This is a genomic window from Acuticoccus sp. I52.16.1, from assembly GCF_022865125.1.
In the GTDB taxonomy this organism is placed as follows: domain Bacteria; phylum Pseudomonadota; class Alphaproteobacteria; order Rhizobiales; family Amorphaceae; genus Acuticoccus.
The window spans coordinates 1,451,789-1,472,946 of record NZ_CP094828.1 but is presented as its reverse complement, the minus strand read 5'-3'; the positions used below and the strand labels follow the sequence as shown (position 1 = coordinate 1,472,946).

Genomic DNA, 21,158 nt, shown 5'->3' with positions numbered 1-21,158 from the left:
TATTGAATTTCTACAGTCGCGCGTCGGGTCCGAACGCGATCAGTCATTGGAGCATTTATGAAGCTGATCAGTATTGCCGCACTTTCCATCGCTATTGGCGCGCTCGCTTCCCCGGTGCTGGCCGGGGAGTACACGGACAGCTACGTCGTCGAGCAGGACGATCGTGGCGCGCAGAAGTGCTATGTCGGCACCTACTATCCGGCCCAGTACCGCGTCTATCCGAAGGGGGTGAAGCTGCGCGGCTCGCGCAAGACCATCTCCGTCAGCGGCGACCGCTACGTCGTCGGCCGCGACGCGCCGCTTTATATCGAGACCCGCAAGCGCGTGAAGGAAGACTACGTCAGCCTGCGGCCGACCGGCTGCTGAGCCGGCGCACCGGCCCGGCGGTGCCCTCCGGGCCGGCTCGACTCACTCCAAACTGACCACCATCGTCAGCCGGCAGGTCAGCAGCGCCGTGTTGCCGTCGACGATCTGGGTCCCGACCGAGCAGGCGCTGAGGTCCGTCGCGCCCAGCGAGAAGCCGGGCGTCGCACGGCCCACGGGCAGCGCCGCGGTATCGATGAGGTCGTAGGTCCGCTCGGCGATCTCCGCCTCGCTGAGCGTGCGCGCGCCGGGACTGTTGTCGGTCACGCGAATGTCGCCGCCGTCCTGGCAGACGTCGATCACCCCGTCCGAGCGGCAGGTCTCGTCGTCGAACGCGGCGGTCAGCCCCAGGCCGGACCAATCCCCCGAAATGCAGCCCGACAGCAGAAGTGCCGCGCCGATCAGCAGCGCCACGCCCAGCTTCGACATCTCGGGTCCCCTCTTGCGGTGCGTCTGACCAAGAGGTGAACGGACATGGTTAACGTCGCCTTGCCGGCTCCCCCGCCGCTGTGGGCCGGCCGCGGCCATCCACAGCCCGCGTGACCGGCGGCGGGCGGAGCGTCACAGTGCTGTCACCTCCAGTTGGCATTGGCACCGGGGCCACCCCCGGCCGCTCTCCCCAACCGCGCCGCGGCCGGCTATCGTCCCGCGGCGCCGCTTCGGGAACCGGTGAGGCGGTGGCACACGACGACGGGCGCACCCGCGACGGCCTCGCCGGGCCGCGCGCACGTCGCCATCGATCGGCGCGGCCCCACCGCCGCCACGCAAGGACAACGCGATGCGCTCCCACCCGGCGGCCGACGAGACCGCGCCCCCGACCGCCCCCGCCGGCGACCCGCCGCTCCTCACCGTGCAGCGTCTGACCAAGACCTACGGTGCGCGCATCGGCTGCGCCGACGTCTCGTTTTCGCTGTGGCCGGGAGAGGTTCTGGCGATCGTGGGCGAATCGGGGTCCGGCAAGACCACGCTGTTGAACACCGTCTCCCACCGCGTCCCGCGCACCAGCGGGGCCGTGACCTACCGGATGCGCGACGGCCGCGTGTGCGACCTCGACACGTTGAGCGAGGCCGAGCGGCGCTTCCTGGCCCGCACCGACTGGGGCTTCGTCCACCAGAACCCGGCGGACGGGCTGCGCATGGCGGTCTCGGCCGGCGGCAACGTGGGCGAGCGGCTGATGGCCGTCGGCGGCCGGCACTACGGCGACATCCGCCAGACCGCCGCCGACTGGCTGGAACGAGTCGAGATCCCGGCCGACCGGATCGACGATGCCCCGCGGACCTTTTCCGGCGGCATGCGCCAGCGGTTGCAGATCGCGCGCAACCTCGTCACCCACCCCCGCCTCGTCTTCCTCGACGAGCCGACCGGCGGGCTCGACGTCTCGGTCCAGGCGCGCGTTCTCGACGTGATGCGCCGTCTGGTCGCCGACCTCGGCCTCTCGGCCATCCTGGTGACGCACGACCTCGCCGTCGCCCGGCTGCTGGCCGACCGGATGATGGTGATGAAGGGGGGGCACGTGGTGGAGGAGGGGCTCACCGAGCGGGTGCTGGAAGACCCGCACCACCCCTATACGCAGCTCCTCGTCTCCTCGATCCTGGCCGTCTGACGGCAGCCGTCCGACCCGTGCCTGCGCGCAAGGAACCGCCCCGATGACGACCATCCTCGAGGTCGAAGACCTCGCCAAGACATTCACCATGCACCTGCGCGACGGGGTACGGCTGCCGGTCGTCGAGGGGGTCTCCTTCCAGGTGGCGGCCGGGGAGTGTGTGGTGCTGGGCGGACCGTCGGGCGCGGGAAAGAGCTCGGTTTTGAAGATCGTCGCCGGCACCTACGCGGCCAATGCCGGTGCAGTCCGGGTGCGCCACCGCGGCGTGTTGGTGGATACCACGCGGCTCTCCGCGCGCGACATGGGCGCGGTGCGGCGGGAGACCATCGCCGACGTGACGCAGTTTCTGCGCGCCATTCCGCGGGTGGCGGCGATCGACCTCGTGGCCGCGGCCGGCGGCGGCGGCGAGACGGCGCGCGAGGAAGCCGCCGTGCTGCTGGCGCGCCTCAACCTGCCGGAGCGCCTGTGGGACCTGCCGCCGGCGACGTTCTCCGGCGGCGAGAAGCAGCGGGTCAACATCGCCGCCGGCTTCATCCGCAAGACGCCCCTGCTGCTGGTCGACGAGCCGACCGCCAGCCTCGATCACGCCAACCGCGACGTCGTCGTCCGGCTGATCGGCGATAAGAAGGCCGCGGGCACCGCGGTCCTGGGCATCTTCCACGACCCCGAGGTGCGCGACGCGGTGTGCGAGCGCGTCGTCGATGTGACGCGGTTCGCGCCGCGGGAAGCGGCATGAAGCTCTCACCGGCGCCGACCGTCCACCCCACCGCCAGCGTCATCGACACGCCGCTCGGCCGGTGGACCGAAGTCGGCGCGCACACCTCGCTGAGTGCCTCGTCGCTCGGCGACTACAGCTACATCACCGAGTACGGGCAGGTGCTGTTCACCACCGTGGCGAAGTTCGCCTCCATCGCCGCGCACGTGCCTCTCAACCCGTCGAACCACCCGATCGAGCGGGCGGCCGCGCACCACTTCACCTACCGCGCGGGCGACTACTTCGAGGACGCGGCGCACGACGCGGGGATCTTCGCCTGGCGCCGTGCCGACGCGGTCACCGTCGGCAACGACGCGTGGATCGGCCATGGCGCGACGGTGATGCCGGGCGTGACCATCGGCGACGGCGCGGTGGTCGGCGCCGGGGCGGTGGTGACGCGGGACGTCGCGCCCTACTGGGTGGTGACCGGGGTGCCGGCGCGCCCGCTGCGGCCGCGGTTCGCGCAGCGCGTCGGCGAGCGGCTGATGGCGCTCGCGTGGTGGGACTGGAGCCACGAGCGCCTGCGCGCCGCCCTGCCGGATTTCCAGACGCTCCCCGTCGAGGCCTTCCTCGAGAAGTACGAGACGTGAGGCGGAGCTAGCGCCGCTTGCCGGCGATCTTCGAGGCGTTGGCGATGACGAAGAGGGTGCCGGCGACGAGCGCCACCGGGACCGCGTCGTCGCGCGTCAACTGGCCGAAGGGCGTGGTGGTGACGCCGACGCGCAGGCTGGTCACCAGGCCCGGCTTGCGGCGGCGCAGGGGCAGCTCCGTCGGCGGCGCCGGCTCGCGGGCGCCCATGGCGCGGCTCACCATCGGGCCCGCCGCCTCGAGTGCGCGCTTGGAGCCGGTGCGCCCCCGCACGGCGGCCAGCCGGGCTGCCTCGCCGCCGCGGTAGAAATTCTCGAGCAGCCGCTCCCGCGCCAGGGCGCGCCCCGTGGCGGGCGTCGTGTGGAGCACCGGCGCCGGCCGGGCGGGCCGCAGGAGCGTGGGGTGCAGCGTCGCCTCGTCCTCTTCGTCTTCGACCGGGATCAGCCGCTCGTCCTCCAGCACCACCAGCAGGCCGAAGCCCGCGAACGCGGCGACGTCGACAACGCCGTAGAGTGCCTGCTGCCACGGGTGCCCGATGACGCCCTGGAAGTCGGGGCCGAGGAAGAAGATCACCGGCCACAGGCCCCACAGCGCCATCAGCACCGTGGCGTGGCGCTCGTAGAGGTCGGCCCGGACGGGGTGGCCGGCATGCGCCGCCTCGCGGATCGGCCGCCACAGCAGCGCGTAGAGGAGCCCCATCGCGGCCAGCGAGACCAGGAACCAGATCCACACCGCACCGCCATATTGCACCGCGGCAACGGCGCGTGCGAGCACCATCACGGCGTCGACGAAGAGGACCGTCAGCGCCATCGGCAGCAGCGTATGGCCGACGGGCGCGGCAGTGACCATCAGCGCCGCCAACAGGAGCGGCGTGGCGAGGAGCCAGACGAGGTGATGCGTCTCGATCTCCAGCGGCCCCAGCGCCAGGAAGCGGCCGCCGGTGGCGAGCACGACGTAGAGGATCGCCGCGATGGCGCAGACGAGGGCGTGCAGGCCGGTGCGGGTCGCCTGGCGCCGCGTCTGAAAGCCGCCCAGAGCGAGGATCGCGGCCGCCCCCAGGCCGAGGCATGCGGCGGCGATCCAGTCTATGGTGGTGCTCATCGTGGACCTCGCGTCACAGCTGCAGGGCGGGGTTGCAATGCTGGCACACGAAGTGGTGTCGACGAAGTGTCACATTCTTGTGTGAGATGACCATATGGGTGGTCCATTCCTAGCATCGGTCGCTCCGGCTCATGCCACGCACATCTGACGATAAACGACCGACCCCTGGGTATAGTTCGTCCCCGGAAGCTGAAGGACCGATGCGTTACGCCGTGTACCTGACCCCACCGCGAGGGTCGCCGTTGGCCGAAGCCGCCGCCGCGTGGCTCGGTCGTTCCCCGTTTCGCCCCGGTGAGACCGTCGCCGCCGCGCCCGCCGTGGCCCTGCCCGAGGTGCCGGCGCGCTATGGGTTCCATGCGACCTTGCGCGCCCCCTTCCGCCTGGCGCACGGGACCACCGAGCGGGATCTGCTGAGGCATTTTGCGCAGTTCGCGGCGGCGCGCCCGCCTCTGCGACCGGTGCTCTCCATCGCGCCGCTGTCGCGCTTCCTGGCCTTCCGCTCCGCCGACCGTGCGATCGACAAGGCGGCGCGGGCGACGATGGAGGCGTTCGACCGGATGCGCGCTCCACTGTCGGACGCGGAACGCGCGCGGCGGCAGGTGGACCGGCTCGACGGGCGCGAATTGGAGCTTCTCAACCGCTGGGGCTACCCCTACGTGATGGACCGCTACGTCTTCCACATGACCCTGTCGGGCCCGCTCGACGCGGGCGGCCTGACCGAGGTCACCGCCGCGGCGCGCGCGCATTTCGGCCCGCTCGACGGAGCGCCGCATCCGCTGATCCACGCCGTCTACCGCGAGGACGAGCCTGGGCGACCCTTTACCGTGATCGCGACGCAGGATGCCGTCGACGACGACAAGCCGGACCCAGCCCATTGACGACATTGACGAACGCGACCCTGGTGCTGCCGGACGAGGTGATCCGCGGCCACATCGTGATGGAGGACGGACGCATCGCCGCGATCGGCGAGGGCCATGCGCGCGGCGAGGACTGCGAGGGCGATGTCATCGTCCCCGGCCTGATCGAGCTGCACACCGACCACCTGGAGACCCACATCGCCCCGCGCCCGAAGGTGCGCTGGAACATGACGGCGGCGATCCAGGCGCACGACGCGCAGATCGCCGCGTCCGGCATCACCACCGTACTCGACGCGCTGCGCGTGGGGCTCGACGCGGACGCCAACATCACGTCGCAGGACTCGCGTGAGTTCGCCGACGCGATCGTCGCGGCGGAGGAGGAGGGGCGGTTGCGCGCCGAGCACCATTTCCACCTGCGCTGCGAGGTGTCGGACGAGATGGCGGTCGACGGGTTCGAGTTGTTCGACGACGTCGCCAAGGTGCGGCTGATCTCGTTGATGGACCACACGCCGGGGCAGCGCCAGTTCCGCTCGCTGGAGGCCTACAAGGTCTATTTCCAGGGCAAGAGCGGGATGAACGACGCCGAGTTCGAGGTCTTCCAGGCCGAGCGGCGTGCGCGGGCGGCCATATGGTCGGACCGCAACCGACGGGCGTTGGCGGACCGGGCGAAGTCGCGCGGGGTGATTATCGCCAGCCACGACGACGCGACGCTGGCACACGTCGAGGAGGCGATCCGCGACGGGGTCACGCTGGCGGAGTTCCCGACCACGGTGGAGGCCGCCGCCGCCTCGCGCGAGGCGGACATGCAGATCCTGATGGGTGGTCCGAACATGGTCCGCGGCGGCTCGCATTCGGGCAACGTGTCGGCCGGCGAACTGGCGGACATGGGCATGCTGGACATCCTGTCGTCCGACTATGTGCCGTTCTCGATGCTGCAGGCGGTGTTCGTGCTGTCCGACCGGGAAGGGTGGACGCTGCCGGCGGCGATGGCGACTGTGACCGCCAATCCCGCCCTCGCGCTGGAGATGGCCGACCGCGGCCGCCTCCGGGAGGGTTTGCGGGCCGACATGGTCCGCGTGCGGCGCCGCGCGCCCGGCGAAGTGCCGGTGGTACGCGGGGTGTGGCGCGAGGGGCGACGGGTCGTGTGAACGGGCCGGGGGCGCGCGTCAGGCGGCGCGCACCTCGGTGAGGAACTGCGAGAATACGGTCCGCAGCTGGCTCGTCACGTCGCTCATGCGGGTGGCGGTATGTTGCACGTCGTGCGCGTCGGCGGAAGTCTTCTCCGCGGCGCAGACCACCCCGCGCACCGAGTCCGAGGCGGTGGACGATCCCGTCGACGCCGCCTTCACGCCGGCGCCGATGTCGCGCGTCGCGGCGCTCTGCTGCGCCATCACCGACGAGATCCCCAGCGCGGCCGAGCGCAGCGAGTCGAAGCGCGACAGAATGTCGTCGATGCCCTGGATGGCGGTCTTGGTCTCCTTCTGAATGTCGTCGATCTGCTTGGCGATCTCGTTGGTGGCGGCGGCGGTCTGGTTGGCGAGTGCCTTCACCTCGTGGGCGACGACGGCGAAGCCGCGGCCCGCCGGCCCCGCCCGTTCCGCCTCGATGGTCGCGTTCAGCGCCAAGAGGTTGGTCTGCTCGGCGATGTCGGCGATCATCGTGGCGACGTTGTTGATCGCCTCCGCGGCGCTGGCGAGCCCGGTCACGCGCGAGGACGTGTCGTGGACGACGCTGGCGGCCTCGTCGGTCGCCTTCTGCGAGGCGCCGACCTTGGATGAGATCTCGTCGAACGAGCTGTAGAGCTGTTCGATCGCCGCGGCGACGCCCTGCACGGCGCGGGCGGCCGAGTCGGAGGAGGTCTTCGCCTCGGTGGAATCGCGGGCCGTATGGTCGGCGGTGTTGGCGAGGTTCTCGGCCACCGAGGCCAGCGCGTGGCTCATGTCGTCGAGGTCGGCGAGGGTGCGCTGGGCGCGGCTCTGGAACTCGTTGATGGTCTCCTCCACCCGATGCGCGCGGGCTTCGTCCTCGAGGTGGCGGGCGTGCTCCTTGGCGACCAGGTCTTTACGCTCCACCTCGCTCTGACGCATCAGTTCCAGCGCCCGGCCGATGTCGCCGATCTCGTCGGTCCGGTCGGCCTCCTCGATCGTCAGGTCGGTGATGCCCTCGCTGACCTGACCGATGTGCGACACGATCCGGGCGATCGGCCGCTTCAGGCGGCGCACGTTGATGATCGAGATCAGGATGCAGATGATCGCCATCACCGCGTTGCCGGCGGCGACCAGAATGAACTCGGTGCGCACCGCGGCGGTGTGGGCCATGGCGTGCTGGATCAACGATTCGGCGGCGCGGTTCTCGACCGTCTTCAAGAGGTCGATCCGCTCGGTGGAGGCGGCGAACCATTGGGGGCCGGTGACGCCGTCCAGACTGCCGGTGGTGATGCTGTCGTTGGCGATCTCGCGCAGCGCCTCCACCCGCGCGGAGACCGGGCTGTCGAGTGCTTCGGACAGGATCTGCCCCTGCGCAGCGGTGCCCTGGGTGAGGGCGAAGTTGAAGATGGCGGCCTGCTCGGCGCCGAGCTGGACGAAGCGCCGGTAGATCGGGGCGGGGAAGTATCCCTTGCCGAAGCCCGCGGCGCCCGCCGCACGCTCCAGCCCGGCCTGCTCCTTGGCGCGCATGATCGCGACGTAGAAGTACGCGCTGCGGCTGGTCTCGAGGTCGTCCACCCCGTAGGCGACCATGCTGGCCGTGGTGAGCAACTCGTTGATCGTCGCGGTGTAGGCGGCGGACATGTCGGCGATGGTCGTCGAGAGGGTGGTCACCTGGTCGCGCATGCGGGGGAGGGCGGCGAGGGCGGCGACGGCGGTGTTCGCCTGCTCGGCCATCGCGCCGATGAGAGCGCTGTCGTCGAGAGCGGCGACGAGGGCCGCCTGCGCCGCGTCGGTCTGGCGCCACTGCTCCTTGACGAGTGGGCTGAACTCACCGCCGCCGGCACCGATGAAACCGGCGGAGAGACCGCGTTCCTTCTGCAACTCGTGGGCGAGGACGCTGAAGATCGGCGCACTTTCGAGGCGGATCTCGGCGTCGATCGCACTGCTCCACTTGCGGCTCTGTTCGCTGAGGATCCAGCCGCAGAGCGTTGTCAGCCCGATCAGGGGGACCATCGCAACGAGTGTGATTCGCGTGCCGAGCCGCATAGGATGCACTCACCATTGACTGGATGCCTCCGCCTGGAAGTAGCAACCGTTCCTGGGCCGAAGCCGTGCCGCATGCCGGCACCTCCCGGCGCGGCCGCGTTATTCGCGCGATGCGCGGCGCGGGGAATGAAACCAAACGCGAAGATTACCGTTCTCGCCCTGTACGGCGTGGCGCGGTGCGCCGGCGTCCGGCCGCGCATCCGCCTTGGTTTAGAGCTTTTCTAATCTATGGGCGGCCATTCGACGAATGCCCGGATGCTGGCCGGTGACGCGACGCCGCCGGGGCGTGCCGCGCCGGCCCGCCGTCCGCAGAGGAGACGATGATGAAGAAGATTCCGACCACGATCGACCTCAACGACCAGACCCGCAAGGCGATGGTCGGCCTTCTGCAGGCGAACCTCGCCGATGGGATCGACCTCGTGTACCACCTGAAGCAGGCGCACTGGACCTTGCGTGGCCCCAACTTCATCGGCCTGCACGAGCTGCTCGACACGCTGCACGAGCAGGTCGAGGACAAGGTCGACCTCACCGCCGAGCGCATCGCCGTGCTGGGCGGCCAGGCCGAAGGCACGGTCGACGTTTCGGCGCAGACCTCGCGGCTGCCGAAGTACCCGCTCGATGCCGTGACGATCGAGGACCACGTCGCCGCCGTGACGAAATCGCTGGCCGCCTACGCCGCCAACGTGCGCAAAGCCATCGAGGAAGCCAGCGAGGCGGGGGACGAGGGGACGGCCGATCTGTTCACCGAGATCAGCCGTGCCGCCGACCGCGCGCGCTGGTTCATCGAGGCGCACAAGCCCGTGGGCTGACCGCCCCGCCGCGAGCGAGGGGAACCGCTGCGGCCGGCTCGGCCGCCGGCGAGGATGAACGGGCTCGGCGCAATGCGTCGGGCCCGCTTTACGTTACGGCAACCTCAATGCCCGCACAAAGAAGTCGGATGCATTGTAAGCATCGGCTTGGTTGGAGTGTCCGCGGTTGCGTCTCACCGATCTCCCGCAAGGCAGTGCCCGGGTCGTACCCGGGTCGCGCCCCATCTTCATCCCCGGCCCCGCGCCCCGGCGTCGGCCGGGACGGTTCCTTCTGCGCACCGGCGGCTGGATCGCGCGCACGGCTGCGCTCTCGGCGACGGTGCTGGTGGCGATGGGGGCGACGGTCGGCGATCAGGGTCTGACCGCGCTGCTGACCGAGGGGCGCCCGTCCTGGGCGCCGGCGCTGCAGGCGGCCGACCCGGGCGTCGCGCTCTCGCCGCACGTGGCGTTCGCCGACGGCACGGTGGCCGCGCTTCCCTCCACGCTCGCCGCGGCCGAGGCGCGCAAGGGCGACAGCCTCAACGCGCCCGCGCCCGGCGGTGGGACGCGCGCCGTCGCCCCGGTCGACAGCCTGCTCGCCGCGGCCAGTCCCGAGACCTTCCCGCGCGTCGCATTCGTGCGGCCGCGCAAGGCGGACCCGGTGCCGGCCGCCAAGCAGCGCCCGGCGCGCACCTCCTCGCGCCTCGCCGAGGCGGCCCTCACCTCCATGTACTCGGCCTACATGCCCGAGCGGGTAACGATCGAAACGCCGTTCGCGCTGCTCTTCCAGGACCCCAAGGCGGGGGCGGCGACGGCGGCGGGGCTGACGCCGGGCCTCTCCGGCAACGGCCTCGACCACTGGTGGTCGGACCGGCCGCTGCCCTCGACCATCACCAGCGACAAGTCGCTGAAGTGCCTGGCCGAGGCGGTCTACTTCGAGGCGCGGGGCGAGGGAATGGCGGGGCAGGAGGCGGTGGCCCAGGTGGTGGTCAACCGCGTCAAGAACCCGACCTACCCCGACGACGTGTGCGGTGTCGTCTACCAGAATCGGCGCTGGTACAACCGCTGTCAGTTCACCTTCGCCTGCGACCGCATCAAAGACGTCGTGCGCGACCCGGAAGCGTGGGCGATTGCCGAGGATATCGCCGGCCGCTACGCCCGCGGCGAGACGTGGCACCCCGAGATCGGCGCCGCCACGCACTACCACGCCGACAGTGTCAGCCCCAGCTGGGCCAACCTGATGCGCGCGGTGAAGACGATCGACCACCACACGTTCTACATGACGCGCAACGGCGGCTGGACCTGAGCCGGCCCCGCCCGCGCGCGGGCGATCGTTCTGCGCACCATGGTCGGTGCGGATAATTGCTTGCACTAGCACCTAACGGGGAGTATGCGGTCCGTCGACCACCGGAGGTTCGACGGATGTCTCGTTTTTCGCTCCCCCTTGTCCTGGCCTGCGGGTCGGGGATCGCCATGATCTCGCTGGGCGAGCGGTCCGCCTTCGGTCTCTTCCAGACCGACATTTCCGCCGCACGCGAGTGGGGCCGGGAGACGTTCGCGTTCGCCTTCGCGCTGCAGAACCTCCTGTGGGGCATCGGCCAGCCGATCGCCGGCGCCCTGGCGGATCGCTACGGCACCACCCGCGTCCTCGCGGCGGGGGGCGTGATGTACGCCGCAGCGCTGGCCGGCACCGTCTACATGGAATCGGCGCTCGCCGTGACGATCATGTTCGGCCTGGTGCTGGGGCTGGCGATGTCGGCCTGCTCGTTCACGCTGGTGATCTCGGCGTTCGGGCGGATCGTGTCGCCCGCGCAACGTTCGCTGGCGTTCGGCGTCGGCACCGCGGCCGGCTCGTTCGGCATGTTCCTGTTCGGCCCGCTGGCGGCGGTGTTCCTCAACTTCTTCGGTTGGGAAATCGCCATGCTGGCCTTCGCGGCGATCGCGCTGCTGGTCCTGGTGTTCGCCATCCCGCTCCAGGGCAAGGCTGCGCCCGACCTGACCGGGCCGCAGCAGTCGCTCCGCGCCGCGCTGTCGGAGGCGTTCGCCTATCGCAGCTATATTCTCCTGGTGTTCGGCTTCTTTGTCTGCGGCTTCCATGTGGCGTTCATCATCGCCCACATGCCGTCCTACCTGATCGACCTCGGCCTCGGGTCCAGCATCGGCGGCACCGCGATCGCGCTCATCGGCCTCTTCAACGTAATCGGCTCGCTGGCGGCGGGCGCCATCGGCCAGCGCTACTCGAAGTCCTACTCGCTGGCGATCCTCTATTTCCTGCGCTCGGTGGCGATCTTCGCCTTCGTGATGGTGCCGGTGTCGGGGCTCAGCGTCATCGTCTTCTCCTCGGCGATGGGGCTCCTGTGGCTCTCGACCGTGCCGCTGACGTCCGGCCTCGTGGCGGTGATGTTCGGCCCGCGCTACATGGCGACGCTGTTCGGGGTGGTGTTCCTGTCGCACCAGGTGGGCTCGTTCCTGGGCGTATGGTTGGGCGGGCTGATCTACGCCCAGACCGGCTCGTACGACATGCTGTGGTACATCGGCATCGCGCTCGGCCTGTTCGCGACGGTGGTGCACCTGCCGATCCGCGACGCCCCGTCGCCGCGCCTCGCCGGCGCGGCTGCGTAAGGTCGGCCGCCGGGGGTCAGAGCGTGCTGCCCGGCGGCATGATCATGCAGGTCGACGTGCCGTGCGCGTAGACCTTGCCGGCCTCGTCGGTCAGCGTCGCCTCGGTGACGGCGACGCGCCGGCCGCGGGTGATGCAGCGGCCCGTGGCACTGAGGGCCGGCCCGTCCGGGCGGATCGCCCGCGTGAGGTTGACCTTGAGCTCCAGCGTGGTGAAGAGCTCGCCCGGCGCCAGCGTGACGTGCGTCGCCACCCCGAGCGCCGAATCGAGGATGGCCGCCGCCCAACCGCCGTGGACCACGCCGAGGGGGTTCAGAAAGTCGGCCGTGGGCGTGCCGCGGAAGACGACGCGGTCCGGCTCCACCTCGACTAACGCAAAGTTAAGGGTGCGCGCCATCGAGGGTGCGAGCGCCGGATCGGCCAGAATGGCGCGAATTTGCTCCAACCCGCTCGGTCCGCTGTTCATTTTGCCTTGATCTTGCATCGTGTCTCCTCTTGTCGAGAGCGGCCCGGCGCACGAGTATAGGATTGTGATGACCGAAAAGCCGATCCATATCGCCGTGGAGGCCTCATCCGAGCGGGGAACCAAGTCGCTTCCCTGCACGTGCCTGCGCTTGCGCCGCATCGCCCGCCAGATCACCACGATGTACGATGGCGCGCTGGCGGAGAACGGCGTCTCGATCGTCACCTACGCGGTCCTGTCAGCCCTCAGCCGCGAGGAACCGCTGACGCTGTCCGCCCTCGCCGAGCGCGTCGGCACCGACCGGACGACCCTCTCGCGCACGGTCGAGCGCATGCGCCAGGCCGAGCTGGTCGCCGCCTCGCCCGGAGACGACCGCCGCGAGCGCCGCCTCAGCCTCACCGAGCACGGGCGCGAGACCGCCGCCGCCGCACGCCGCTCCTGGCGTGAAACGGAAGAGATGCTCGTCGCCCGCTATGGGGCGGAGCGTCTCGCGACGCTGCACCAGCTCCTGGCCGACCTCGAGCATGCCGCCGAGTCGGACAGTCCTTGCCGCACCGCCATACCGGAGTGCTGAACGACCCCGGCCGGCGCACGAATGCCGGTCGATCGGGTTGCGTTTGGATCTTTCCTATGGGACGGTCCGCCCGCTGATCGATGGAGCTACCCTTCCCTAATGTTTAAGAAGCTGCTGCTGCTGGCGGTTCTGGCCGCCATCTCGTCCCCCGTGCATGCGCAAAACGATACGCGTATTCGCGCCGCGGTGGCGAGCATTCGTAGCGATCTCGCCAATTTTGATTCCCAGCCGGACCCGAGTCCGTACGCACTGATCGCCGGCATCGGCCGGCGCATGACGCGTCTCGGCGAGAAATCGTTCGACGCTTATCTCAAGGTGATCACCCGGTCCTTCAACACCCCGCGGGACGTCGTGATCCAGCCGGACCTGAACATCTTCTCGTATCTTCGCACGCTGCCGGCGGGTGAGAGCGGATACATCTCCAGCAACCTCTTCGGCCTCGGCGCAGGTGTCGACACGCCGCAGGAAGCGCTGCAGGTGCGCAACCGACTGTCGACCATCCTCGGCCGGATGGGCGCCAACCAGACCCGCCGCCGGGCGATCCTCCGCCGGGTCCGCGCGACGCAGCTGGTGGCCTTCAGGCCGCCGTTGGACGTCTCCCGCAACTGAGGCGAGGTCAGACTTCGGTGCCCGGCCGGTCTCGTGCCGCCGGGCGCCGTTCCTTCGATCGGAGACGCTGGGGCGCCTCGGCTACGCGGCCGCGCCGCAGCGGCTTTCCAACTCGGTGAAGCGACTGAGGTAGGCGTCCTCCGCCGTGCGGGTGGACCAGGCGACGAGGTAGTCGTCCAACGCGTCGGCGGAGATCGCCGGGGCGCCGAAGAAGCGGCGCGCCTCCGCCGGGGCGAAGCCGGCCAGCGCCACCGCCTCGTGGTAGGCGGCGATCAGGTCGGCCGCCTTGATGAGGCGCTTGCAGCGACCGCTGGCGTCGTACGGGATCGCGAAGCGCAGGTGCACCGCGTGCTCGATCCGCGCCTCCACCGACTTGTACGCCTCACCGATGACCGACTTGAACGGCGAGATCATGTCGCCGATGACGTACTCCGGCGCGTCGTGCAGCAACGCGGCGAGCTGGTCGGTCGCACTCGCCTCGCCCGTCAGTTCCACGATGCGGTCCACCAGCAGCGAATGTTGCGCCACGGAGTAGGGATGCTCGCCCAGCGTCTGGCCGTTCCAGCGCGCGACGCGGGCGAGCCCGTGGGCGATGTCGCGGATCTCGATATCGAGCGGGGAGGGATCGAGGAGGTTCAGGCGCCGGCCGGACAGCATGCGCTGCCACACCCGCGGCTGCGGCTTGGCGCGCGCCCGCGCTCCTGCGCTCAAGCGCCGGCCCCTTCGCTCGCCTCCTCGCCGGCCAGCGCGAACGTCGCCCCGGGGGGCGGCGCCAGACGCACCGTGACGTCTCCCGCCTTCACCTCGCCCTTGACCCGGTCGATCCGCACCACGGCGAGGCCCGCCGCGCCCACGGTCGTCCCCAGGCGGCCGATGACGCGGCCGTTCGCGGTCACCGGGGCGCCGGTCTCGGGCAGTGGCGCGTCGGCCGAAACCCGCACCGTACGACGCCGCGCGGTGCCGCGATGGCGCATGCGCGAGACCACCTCCTGGCCGACGAAACAGCCCTTCTGGAAGTCCACCGCGCCGGTGATGTCCATGTTGGCGTCATGCGGGAAGGCGTCGCCCAGCTCGAAGTCGAGCACCGCGTCGGGGATGCCGGCGGCGATCCGCGCGGCATGGTAGGGCGCGGCGTCGCCCGGCGTGCCGACGCCGATGGAGCGGCCGCCGACGTCGAACCCGTCCACGGCACCATCCAAGGCCACGGACACGGTCACGGCGCGCGGGTCCGGCGGCCCTTCGCCGAGGATCACGGCCGCGTCGGTCGTCTCCAGGGTGACGGCGGCGCGCAGCTTGTACATCGTCAGGCGGCGCACGATGTCGGCCGCGGCGCTCGCCGGCAGGTCGAGGAAGAGGTGGTCGTCGCGGGTGTGGACGAAGAGGTCGGTCAGGATCTTGCCCTGAGGGGTCAGCAGCGCGCCGTAGGCGAGCGCGCCGGGGGCCAGCGTCTTGGTGCTGCAGGTCACCAACCCGTCGAGGAAAGTCAGCCGATCCTCACCGCCCACCATCACGACGGTGCGTTCGTTCAATGCGATGGCCACGATTGTCCCTCAGTCCACATCGCCCGCCGTGAAGTAGCGCAGGCGTCCGTCGTTGCCGATCCCGACGCGGAAGAAGGTGTAGCGGCCCATCCGCTCCATCTCCTCCACGTCGAGCGAAGTCAGAATGCGATAGAGGTCGACGTAGTGCGGCGCATCCATCTCTGCGAGGGGCACCTCGGCGAAGTAGGGCCACACATATGTCCCGTCGCCCTCGATGTAGACGTAGCCGGCCTCCAGGATTTCGGTCAGGATGGCGAGAATCTCGCGGCCTTCCGGATCGCCGGACTGGTTGCGCAGGAAATCGACGGGGTCCTTGACCGGTACCATGGACGACACGATCGGCGGCAGGGTCTGCCCCTCGAAGAGCGGCCGCAGGGCCTCCACGTCGCCGGTGCGGGCGGCTTCGATCAACGCCGCGCGCGTCCGGGCGACGGCGGCGGGCAGCGCGGCCGCGTCCCACACCACGTCACCGATGCCTGCACGGGCGGGCGGTGGCATGAGGATTGCTTCGTCGGGGGCCGAATGCGGGTCTTCCTCTACGCCGTCCTCCACCGTGTCTGGCTTGCTCACCGCCGGTTTGAGGCGACTGGGCAGGCTGCCTTTTTCGCCGCTCGTCGGGCGCATCGGGCCGATGTTGGCGTGAAGCTCCATCTGCACCGGCGGATCGGGATCGACGGCTTGGGGCGCATAGCCGTATGCGACCGCCGAACCGAGCACGGAACCGGCGAGAACCGCGACCGCCGTCGCCATCACTCGGCCGAACCCGCCGAATGCGCACTGGGCCATATGCCCTCCGCTCCTTCCATCGCCGGGTCGACCTCGCGCGGTGGCGACCCATTTCAACTCGTCATGAGACAAGGACACACGCTGTGACGGGCCGTTCGGTTTGACCCCACTCGCCTTTATTGCGCTCGGCATCCTCGGGGGCGTGTTCGTGACGGCTCCGGTGGGTCCCGTCAACGTCATGATCATGCAGCGTGCCTTTCGCTACGGCTTCCCGATCGGGCTCGCGGCGGGGGTCGGTGCGTCCCTGGCCGACCTCATCTTCGCCACCGCGGCCGTGTTCGGGGTATCGACTGTGTCGGCGTTCGTCGAGGGGCATTCGCGGATCATCCAGCTGGTCGGCGGCGTCCTCGTGGTGCTGTTCGGTGCGCGTATTCTATGGCGTCAGCCGGGCTTTGGGCAGCCTCTGCCGATGGAGGCGAAGCAAAAGGGCGCCTTCGGGACCGCTGTCACCACCTTTTTTCTCACCCTGTGGAATCCGGCGACGATCTTCGGCTTTCTCGCCTATTTCGGCGCGCTGGGCGAGTGGGGGCCGGACAAGGGCGACATCGTCGGCACCGCGCAGCTCCTGATCGGCGTCGCCATGGGGACGATCGGCTGGTGGTGCGGCCTCGCCGCCGTCGTCACCCGGTTGCGCTTCCATCTCAACGAATCCACCCTCGCCAAGGTCAACGTGGTCGCGGGGGCACTGCTGGTGGGCTTCGGCGCGCTCATCCTGGGCCGCTTGTCGGTGACCTACTTCAACGTCATCTGAGGCCGAGGCGGGTCCCGCGCAGGCCGGCCGCAGGCACGGAGGACCCCGCGCAATGTGTGGGCGCTACAATCTGACGCTCCCGGTGGAGGCGGTGCGACAACTCTTCGCGGTCGTCAACGAGGTCGAGGCCTTCCCGCCCCGCTACAACATCGCGCCGACGCAGCCGGTGCACGTCGTGCGCGCCGGCCCGCACGGCCGCGAGCTGACGCTCATGAAGTGGGGCTTCATGCCGTCCTGGGTGAAGGACCCGGCGAAGTTTCCGCTCCTCATCAACGCCCGCGCCGAGACCGCGCCCGAGAAGCCCGCCTTCCGCAATGCGCTGCGGCGCCGCCGCGTGCTGTTGCCGGCCACCGGCTACTACGAGTGGAAGCGCGAGGACGGGCGCAAGGTGCCCTACCTCTTCGAGGCGGGGCAGCCGATCGCGCTCGCCGGCATCTACGAGACCTGGATGGGACCGAACGGCGAGGAAGTCGACACGGCGGCGATCCTCACCACCGAGGCGACGGGGATCGCGGCCGACTACCACGCGCGCATGCCCCTGACGGTGGCGGCCGAGCACACCGCCGAATGGCTGGACCCGGCCAACGACGACGCCGCGCGAGCCCTGGTCTGGACCGACCGGGGCACTTACACGGCCCGCCCCGTCTCCACCCGCCTCGGCAACGCGCGCAACGAGGGCATCGGGCTTCTGGAGCCCGATCCCGAGCGCCCGCCCGAGCCGGTGCGCGAGACGGAGGGGCCGACCCTCGGCGCCGCCGAGCCGGGTGCCGAGCCGCGCCGCAAGGCCGCCGCCGCGAGCGAGGACGACCAGCCGCGCCTGCTGTGATGCGCCCCGCGCCTAGCTCAGATGCTCCTTGAAGAAGGCGATGGTGCGATCTTCGGCGAGCTTGGCCGCCTCGGCGTCGTACCGGGGCGTGGTGTCGTTGTGGAAGCCGTGGTTGACGCCTTCGTACATTTCCATCGTGTAGTCGGCCCCGGCGGCGTCCAGCGCCTCCTGGTAGGCGGGCCAGCCGGCGTTGATGCGCTCGTCCAGCGCGGCGTACTGGATGAGGAGCGGCGCTTCGATCTCGCTCACCTGCTCGGGCGCGGGTTGGCGGCCGTAGAAGGGGACGCCCGCCGCCAGCTCGGGGTAGGCGACCGCGATGGCGTTCACGACTCCGCCGCCGTAGCAGAAGCCGACCGCGCCGACCTTCGTCGTGTCGTCCCGCCCGTTCAGGTACTCGAACGCGGCGAAGAAGTCGTTCATCAGCTTCTCGGTGTCCATCTCGGCCTGCAACGTGCGGCCGGCGTCGTCGCTGCCGGGATAGCCGCCTTTCGGCGTCAGCCCGTCGGGCGCGAGCGTCAGGAAGCCGGCCTTGGCCATCCGCCGGGCGACGTCCTGGATATAGGGGTTGAGGCCGCGGTTCTCGTGGATCACCAGGACCGCCGGGCCGGGGGCCGCAAAGTCCGCCGGCGTGACGAGGTAGGCCTTGATCTCGCCGTGGCCGTTGGGTGACGGGTAGGTGACCCACTCGGCGGTGATCGACGGGTCGTCCTCGGCGACCCGCTGGGCGAGGGCGTAGTCGGGCGAGAGTTGCCGCAGCAGCATCGCCGCCGTCACGCCGCCGACGGCGTACTTGGCGGCGCGGTCGAGGAACTCGCGCTTCGTCAGCTTGCCGTGGGCATAGTAGTCGTAGAGGTCGAGCAGCTCTTGGGGGAAGTCCTTGGCCGTCTTGCGTGCGGCCGTTTCGGGCGGTGCCTTGGCTTGCATCTGGCGTCCTCCTGCATGTTGCGAGGAGGGTGTCGGAGTGGTCGGCGCGTGACTATCGGGCTGATTGCCGCTTCACGCGGATGTGAACAGCTGCGGCGGCCGCCCGGACCGGACGCGCCGGATCAGACCGCGATGCCGCTGGCGGCGAAGTCGGCCCGCATGCGCTCCGGCGTGGTGAAGAGGTGGGCCCGCCAGCCGGCCGCGGCGGCCGCCGCGATATTGTCGGGCGAATCGTCGAAGAAGATCGTCGCCGCCGGGTCGAGCCCGAAGCGCGCGGCGTGGAGGGCGTAGATCGCCGGGTCCGGCTTGATGAGCCCCACCTCGCCCGAGACCGTGACCCCGCGCGGGCGCCGCAGCACCGGAAACCGTGCCAGCGCCTCCTGGAAGGTGTCGGGCGCGAAGTTGGTCAGCATGGTCACGTCGTGCCCGGCCTCGACGAGGCCCTCCATGATCTGCGGCGTCTGCGCAAGGAGGTGCGGGGTCATCGCGGCCCAGTGCGTGCGGAAGGCGCGGATGAGGGCCTCTTCCTCGGGGTAGTCGGCGATGAGGAGCGCTTCGGCCTCGGCCCACGGGCGGCCGCGGTCCTGCTCCGCGTTCCAGGCCGAGGTGGTGACGGTGTCGAGGAACCAGCGCCGGCGGGCCGCGTCGGGGATCAGCGTGCGATAGGGGCGCTCGGGGTCCCAGGCCAGGAGCACGCGGCCGATGTCGAAGACGATGTGTCGGATCTCGCTCATGGCCCCACCCAGGCTGACGCAAATCAAAGGACGTGCGTCGGTGCCATGCCATGCTCGGCGGCAAATGGGGAGGGGGCCATGGTCACACGATCGCTTCGGGCGGCAATCTGTGCCGCCGCGCTACTGGGTCCCACGGCGGGCGGCGTCGCGCAGGAGCGCGCGGCGATGCCGGCCGAGGCGCCGCGCGTCGCCCACGGCCGGACGCTGGCCGAGACGTGGTGCGCGCGCTGCCACGCCATCGGTGCGGCCGGTCAAGCCGCCGCGCTCGCCGACGCGCCGTCCTTCGCCACACTCGCCGCCTCGCCCGGCCTCGACGCGGCGCATCTGGCACGCGTCCTCGTCGCGCCGCATCCGGTCATGCCGCAGTTCCCGCTGGCCGCCGCGGATCTCGCCGCGCTGGAGGCCTACATGCGCTCTCTCCCGCCTCCTCGGTGAGGGGGGGCGCGCGAGGGGGCGGAGCGGCGGTTTCGTCGATGCGCGTTTGACACGCGGTTCAAGTTCGGCCCAGCCTGCGCCGACCAAGGGCCAACAAACAAGAATCGACATGACCGCCCCCATCCTCGCCATCGACCAGGGCACCACCTCCACGCGCGCGATCGTCTTCTCCGCCGACCGCGAGATCATCGGCGTCGGCCAGCAGGAGTTTAAGCAATATTTCCCCCGGTCCGGCTGGGTCGAGCACGACCTGGAGGAGATCTGGGCGACGACGCTCGCCACCATCGGGGCCGCACTCGCCGAGGCCAAGCTCGAAGCCTCGCAGATCGCCGCCATCGGCATCACCAACCAGCGCGAGACGGTCGCCGTGTGGGAGCGGGCGACCGGCAAGCCGGTGCACCGCGCCATCGTGTGGCAGGACCGCCGCACCGCCGCCCGGTGCGCCGAACTGCGCGAGGAGGGGCTGGAGCCGACAATCGCCGAGAAGACCGGCCTGCTCCTCGACCCCTATTTCTCCGGCACCAAGCTGGCCTGGATCCTGGACAACGTGGACGGCCTGCGCGCACGGGCGGAGGCGGGCGAGGTGGTGTTCGGCACGATCGACACCTTCCTCGTCGCCCGCCTCACCGGTGTCTTCGCGACCGACGTGACCAACGCGTCCCGCACGCTGCTCTACGACATCGGCAAGGGGGAGTGGGACGACGATCTGTGCCGGATCCTGGGCGTGCCGCGCGCGATGCTGGCACAGGTGAAGGACAACGCGGCCGACTACGGCACCACGCACCCGGCCCTCTTCGGCGCGGCCGTCCCGGTCTACGGCGTCGCGGGGGACCAGCAGGCGGCGGTTCTGGGCAACGCCTGCTTCGAGCCGGGCATGGTGAAGAGTACCTACGGCACCGGCTGCTTCGCCCTCATCAACACCGGGACCGACCGCGTCGTCTCCAAGAACCGCCTGCTGACGACGGTGGCCTACCGCCTGGACGGGGTCACCACCTACGCGCTGGAGGGGGCGATCTTCGTCGCGGGGGCGGCGGTGCAGTGGCTGCGTGACGGGCTCGGCATCATCGAGCATGCGGCGCAGTCCGGCGAGCTGGCGCCCAACGCCGATCCGAACCAGGACGTGGTGATGGTGCCGGCCTTCGTCGGCCTCGGCGCGCCGCATTGGGACGCCGACGCGCGCGGGGCGATCTTCGGCATCACCCGCTCCACCGGCCCGGCCGAGCTCGCCAAGGCGGCGCTGGAGAGCGTCGCGTTGCAGACGCACGACCTCATCCACGCCATGCATCGCGACTGGGCCGGCGCACGTGACACGGTGCTGCGGGTCGACGGTGGGATGGTCGCGTCGGATTGGGCGATGCAGCGGCTGGCGGATGTGCTCGGCGCGCCGGTCGACCGGCCGTCGATCAACGAGACGACGGCGCTGGGGGCGGCGTGGCTGGCGGGGATGCACGCCGGCGTGTGGCCCGGCGCCGAGGGCTTCGCCGCCGGCTGGCACCGCGACCGGCGGTTCGAGCCGCAGATGGCCGAGGCGGAGCGCTCGCGCCTCATCGGCCTGTGGAACGACGCGGTGGCGCGCACGCTGACCACGTTGCGCTGAGGCGGCGCCACCGCCCGCCGGCCCGGCGGGCACAGCGTGCCGAAAGGCTGT

General features: G+C 70.4%; 24 protein-coding genes. 15 read left to right on the top strand and 9 right to left on the bottom strand.

Annotated features, from left to right (window positions below; genetic code table 11):
* The first annotated feature begins 57 nt into the window (after positions 1-57).
* Entirely contained in the window at positions 58-366 is a 309-nt protein-coding gene (locus MRB58_RS06660) for a hypothetical protein (protein WP_244780940.1), read from the top strand.
* Positions 367-408: 42 nt separating this feature from the next.
* Here the strand turns inward: MRB58_RS06660 and MRB58_RS06655 are convergent, their stop codons facing one another.
* On the bottom strand, positions 409-792 hold the full coding sequence (locus MRB58_RS06655) for a hypothetical protein (RefSeq protein WP_244780939.1): 384 nt from the start codon (positions 790-792) through the stop codon (positions 409-411).
* A gap of 349 nt (positions 793-1,141) precedes the next feature.
* Here MRB58_RS06655 and phnK point away from each other — a divergent pair, with 349 nt between their 5' ends.
* Genes phnK through MRB58_RS06640 form a run of 3 tightly spaced genes read left to right on the top strand, consistent with a single transcriptional unit; the run spans position 1,142 to position 3,310 of the window.
* Positions 1,142-1,966 carry a phosphonate C-P lyase system protein PhnK gene (gene phnK / locus MRB58_RS06650; RefSeq protein ID WP_244780938.1) on the top strand — a complete coding sequence of 275 codons (825 nt, stop codon included), beginning with the start codon at positions 1,142-1,144 and terminating at the stop codon, positions 1,964-1,966.
* Positions 1,967-2,009: 43 nt separating this feature from the next.
* A complete protein-coding gene (phnL, locus tag MRB58_RS06645) occupies positions 2,010-2,702 on the top strand; it encodes a phosphonate C-P lyase system protein PhnL (RefSeq protein WP_244780937.1) in 693 nt (230 codons plus the stop codon).
* A complete protein-coding gene (locus MRB58_RS06640; RefSeq protein WP_244780936.1) occupies positions 2,699-3,310 on the top strand; it encodes a DapH/DapD/GlmU-related protein in 612 nt (203 codons plus the stop codon). The genes phnL and MRB58_RS06640 overlap by 4 nt, the downstream gene beginning before the upstream one ends.
* A gap of 7 nt (positions 3,311-3,317) precedes the next feature.
* On the opposite strand, the gene MRB58_RS06635 is transcribed toward MRB58_RS06640, so the two are convergent.
* Positions 3,318-4,409, bottom strand: a complete 1,092-nt coding sequence (locus tag MRB58_RS06635; protein ID WP_244780935.1) for a bacteriorhodopsin — start codon at positions 4,407-4,409, stop codon at positions 3,318-3,320.
* Between the two features lie 242 nt (positions 4,410-4,651).
* Between MRB58_RS06635 and MRB58_RS06630 the strand changes: the two genes are divergently transcribed.
* Both MRB58_RS06630 and MRB58_RS06625 read left to right on the top strand, forming a co-directional pair.
* On the top strand, positions 4,652-5,287 hold the full coding sequence (locus tag MRB58_RS06630) for a DUF1045 domain-containing protein (protein WP_244780934.1): 636 nt from the start codon (positions 4,652-4,654) through the stop codon (positions 5,285-5,287).
* Entirely contained in the window at positions 5,284-6,414 is a 1,131-nt protein-coding gene (locus tag MRB58_RS06625) for an alpha-D-ribose 1-methylphosphonate 5-triphosphate diphosphatase (RefSeq protein ID WP_244780933.1), read from the top strand. Before MRB58_RS06630 ends, MRB58_RS06625 begins: the two co-directional genes overlap by 4 nt.
* 18 nt (positions 6,415-6,432) lie before the next feature.
* Here MRB58_RS06625 and MRB58_RS06620 read toward each other — a convergent pair whose 3' ends face one another.
* A complete protein-coding gene (locus tag MRB58_RS06620) occupies positions 6,433-8,427 on the bottom strand; it encodes a methyl-accepting chemotaxis protein (RefSeq protein WP_244780932.1) in 1,995 nt (664 codons plus the stop codon).
* Positions 8,428-8,783: 356 nt separating this feature from the next.
* Here MRB58_RS06620 and dps point away from each other — a divergent pair, with 356 nt between their 5' ends.
* The 3 genes from dps (at position 8,784) to MRB58_RS06605 (ending at position 11,870) form a co-directional block, all read left to right on the top strand.
* The gene (gene dps / locus MRB58_RS06615) at positions 8,784-9,269 is read left to right on the top strand and encodes a DNA starvation/stationary phase protection protein Dps (RefSeq protein WP_244780931.1); all 486 of its coding nucleotides are present in this window, start codon (positions 8,784-8,786) and stop codon (positions 9,267-9,269) included.
* 166 nt (positions 9,270-9,435) lie between these two features.
* Positions 9,436-10,554 carry a cell wall hydrolase gene (locus MRB58_RS06610; RefSeq protein WP_244780930.1) on the top strand — a complete coding sequence of 373 codons (1,119 nt, stop codon included), beginning with the start codon at positions 9,436-9,438 and terminating at the stop codon, positions 10,552-10,554.
* A gap of 116 nt (positions 10,555-10,670) precedes the next feature.
* A complete protein-coding gene (locus MRB58_RS06605) occupies positions 10,671-11,870 on the top strand; it encodes an MFS transporter (protein WP_244780929.1) in 1,200 nt (399 codons plus the stop codon).
* A gap of 16 nt (positions 11,871-11,886) precedes the next feature.
* On the opposite strand, the gene MRB58_RS06600 is transcribed toward MRB58_RS06605, so the two are convergent.
* Positions 11,887-12,351 carry a PaaI family thioesterase gene (locus MRB58_RS06600; protein ID WP_244780928.1) on the bottom strand — a complete coding sequence of 155 codons (465 nt, stop codon included), beginning with the start codon at positions 12,349-12,351 and terminating at the stop codon, positions 11,887-11,889.
* 49 nt (positions 12,352-12,400) lie between these two features.
* On the opposite strand from MRB58_RS06600, the gene MRB58_RS06595 reads away from it, so the two are divergent.
* Together MRB58_RS06595 and MRB58_RS06590 are read left to right on the top strand one after the other, a co-directional pair.
* A complete protein-coding gene (locus MRB58_RS06595; RefSeq protein WP_244781912.1) occupies positions 12,401-12,904 on the top strand; it encodes a MarR family winged helix-turn-helix transcriptional regulator in 504 nt (167 codons plus the stop codon).
* 99 nt (positions 12,905-13,003) lie between these two features.
* A complete protein-coding gene (locus MRB58_RS06590; protein ID WP_244780927.1) occupies positions 13,004-13,513 on the top strand; it encodes a hypothetical protein in 510 nt (169 codons plus the stop codon).
* Positions 13,514-13,594: 81 nt separating this feature from the next.
* Here MRB58_RS06590 and MRB58_RS06585 read toward each other — a convergent pair whose 3' ends face one another.
* From MRB58_RS06585 to MRB58_RS06575, 3 genes are read right to left on the bottom strand one after another with little or no spacing between them, the layout of a single operon-like run.
* The gene (locus tag MRB58_RS06585; protein WP_244781911.1) at positions 13,595-14,170 is read right to left on the bottom strand and encodes an HD family hydrolase; all 576 of its coding nucleotides are present in this window, start codon (positions 14,168-14,170) and stop codon (positions 13,595-13,597) included.
* Between the two features lie 50 nt (positions 14,171-14,220).
* A complete protein-coding gene (locus MRB58_RS06580) occupies positions 14,221-15,054 on the bottom strand; it encodes a folate-binding protein YgfZ (RefSeq protein WP_244780926.1) in 834 nt (277 codons plus the stop codon).
* 9 nt (positions 15,055-15,063) lie between these two features.
* Entirely contained in the window at positions 15,064-15,804 is a 741-nt protein-coding gene (locus MRB58_RS06575; RefSeq protein WP_244780925.1) for a hypothetical protein, read from the bottom strand.
* Between the two features lie 136 nt (positions 15,805-15,940).
* On the opposite strand from MRB58_RS06575, the gene MRB58_RS06570 reads away from it, so the two are divergent.
* Both MRB58_RS06570 and MRB58_RS06565 read left to right on the top strand, forming a co-directional pair.
* Positions 15,941-16,591, top strand: coding sequence for a LysE family translocator (locus tag MRB58_RS06570; RefSeq protein WP_244780924.1), 651 nt, complete (start codon positions 15,941-15,943; stop codon positions 16,589-16,591).
* A gap of 52 nt (positions 16,592-16,643) precedes the next feature.
* Positions 16,644-17,417, top strand: a complete 774-nt coding sequence (locus MRB58_RS06565; protein ID WP_244780923.1) for an SOS response-associated peptidase — start codon at positions 16,644-16,646, stop codon at positions 17,415-17,417.
* A gap of 12 nt (positions 17,418-17,429) precedes the next feature.
* On the opposite strand, the gene yghX is transcribed toward MRB58_RS06565, so the two are convergent.
* Both yghX and MRB58_RS06555 read right to left on the bottom strand, forming a co-directional pair.
* Positions 17,430-18,341, bottom strand: a complete 912-nt coding sequence (yghX, locus tag MRB58_RS06560; RefSeq protein WP_244780922.1) for a YghX family hydrolase — start codon at positions 18,339-18,341, stop codon at positions 17,430-17,432.
* Positions 18,342-18,463: 122 nt separating this feature from the next.
* The gene (locus MRB58_RS06555) at positions 18,464-19,075 is read right to left on the bottom strand and encodes an HAD family phosphatase (RefSeq protein ID WP_244780921.1); all 612 of its coding nucleotides are present in this window, start codon (positions 19,073-19,075) and stop codon (positions 18,464-18,466) included.
* 78 nt (positions 19,076-19,153) lie between these two features.
* On the opposite strand from MRB58_RS06555, the gene MRB58_RS06550 reads away from it, so the two are divergent.
* On the top strand, positions 19,154-19,510 hold the full coding sequence (locus tag MRB58_RS06550; protein WP_244780920.1) for a c-type cytochrome: 357 nt from the start codon (positions 19,154-19,156) through the stop codon (positions 19,508-19,510).
* Positions 19,511-19,619: 109 nt separating this feature from the next.
* Positions 19,620-21,107 carry a glycerol kinase GlpK gene (gene glpK / locus MRB58_RS06545; protein WP_244780919.1) on the top strand — a complete coding sequence of 496 codons (1,488 nt, stop codon included), beginning with the start codon at positions 19,620-19,622 and terminating at the stop codon, positions 21,105-21,107.
* The last annotated feature ends 51 nt before the right edge of the window (positions 21,108-21,158 follow it).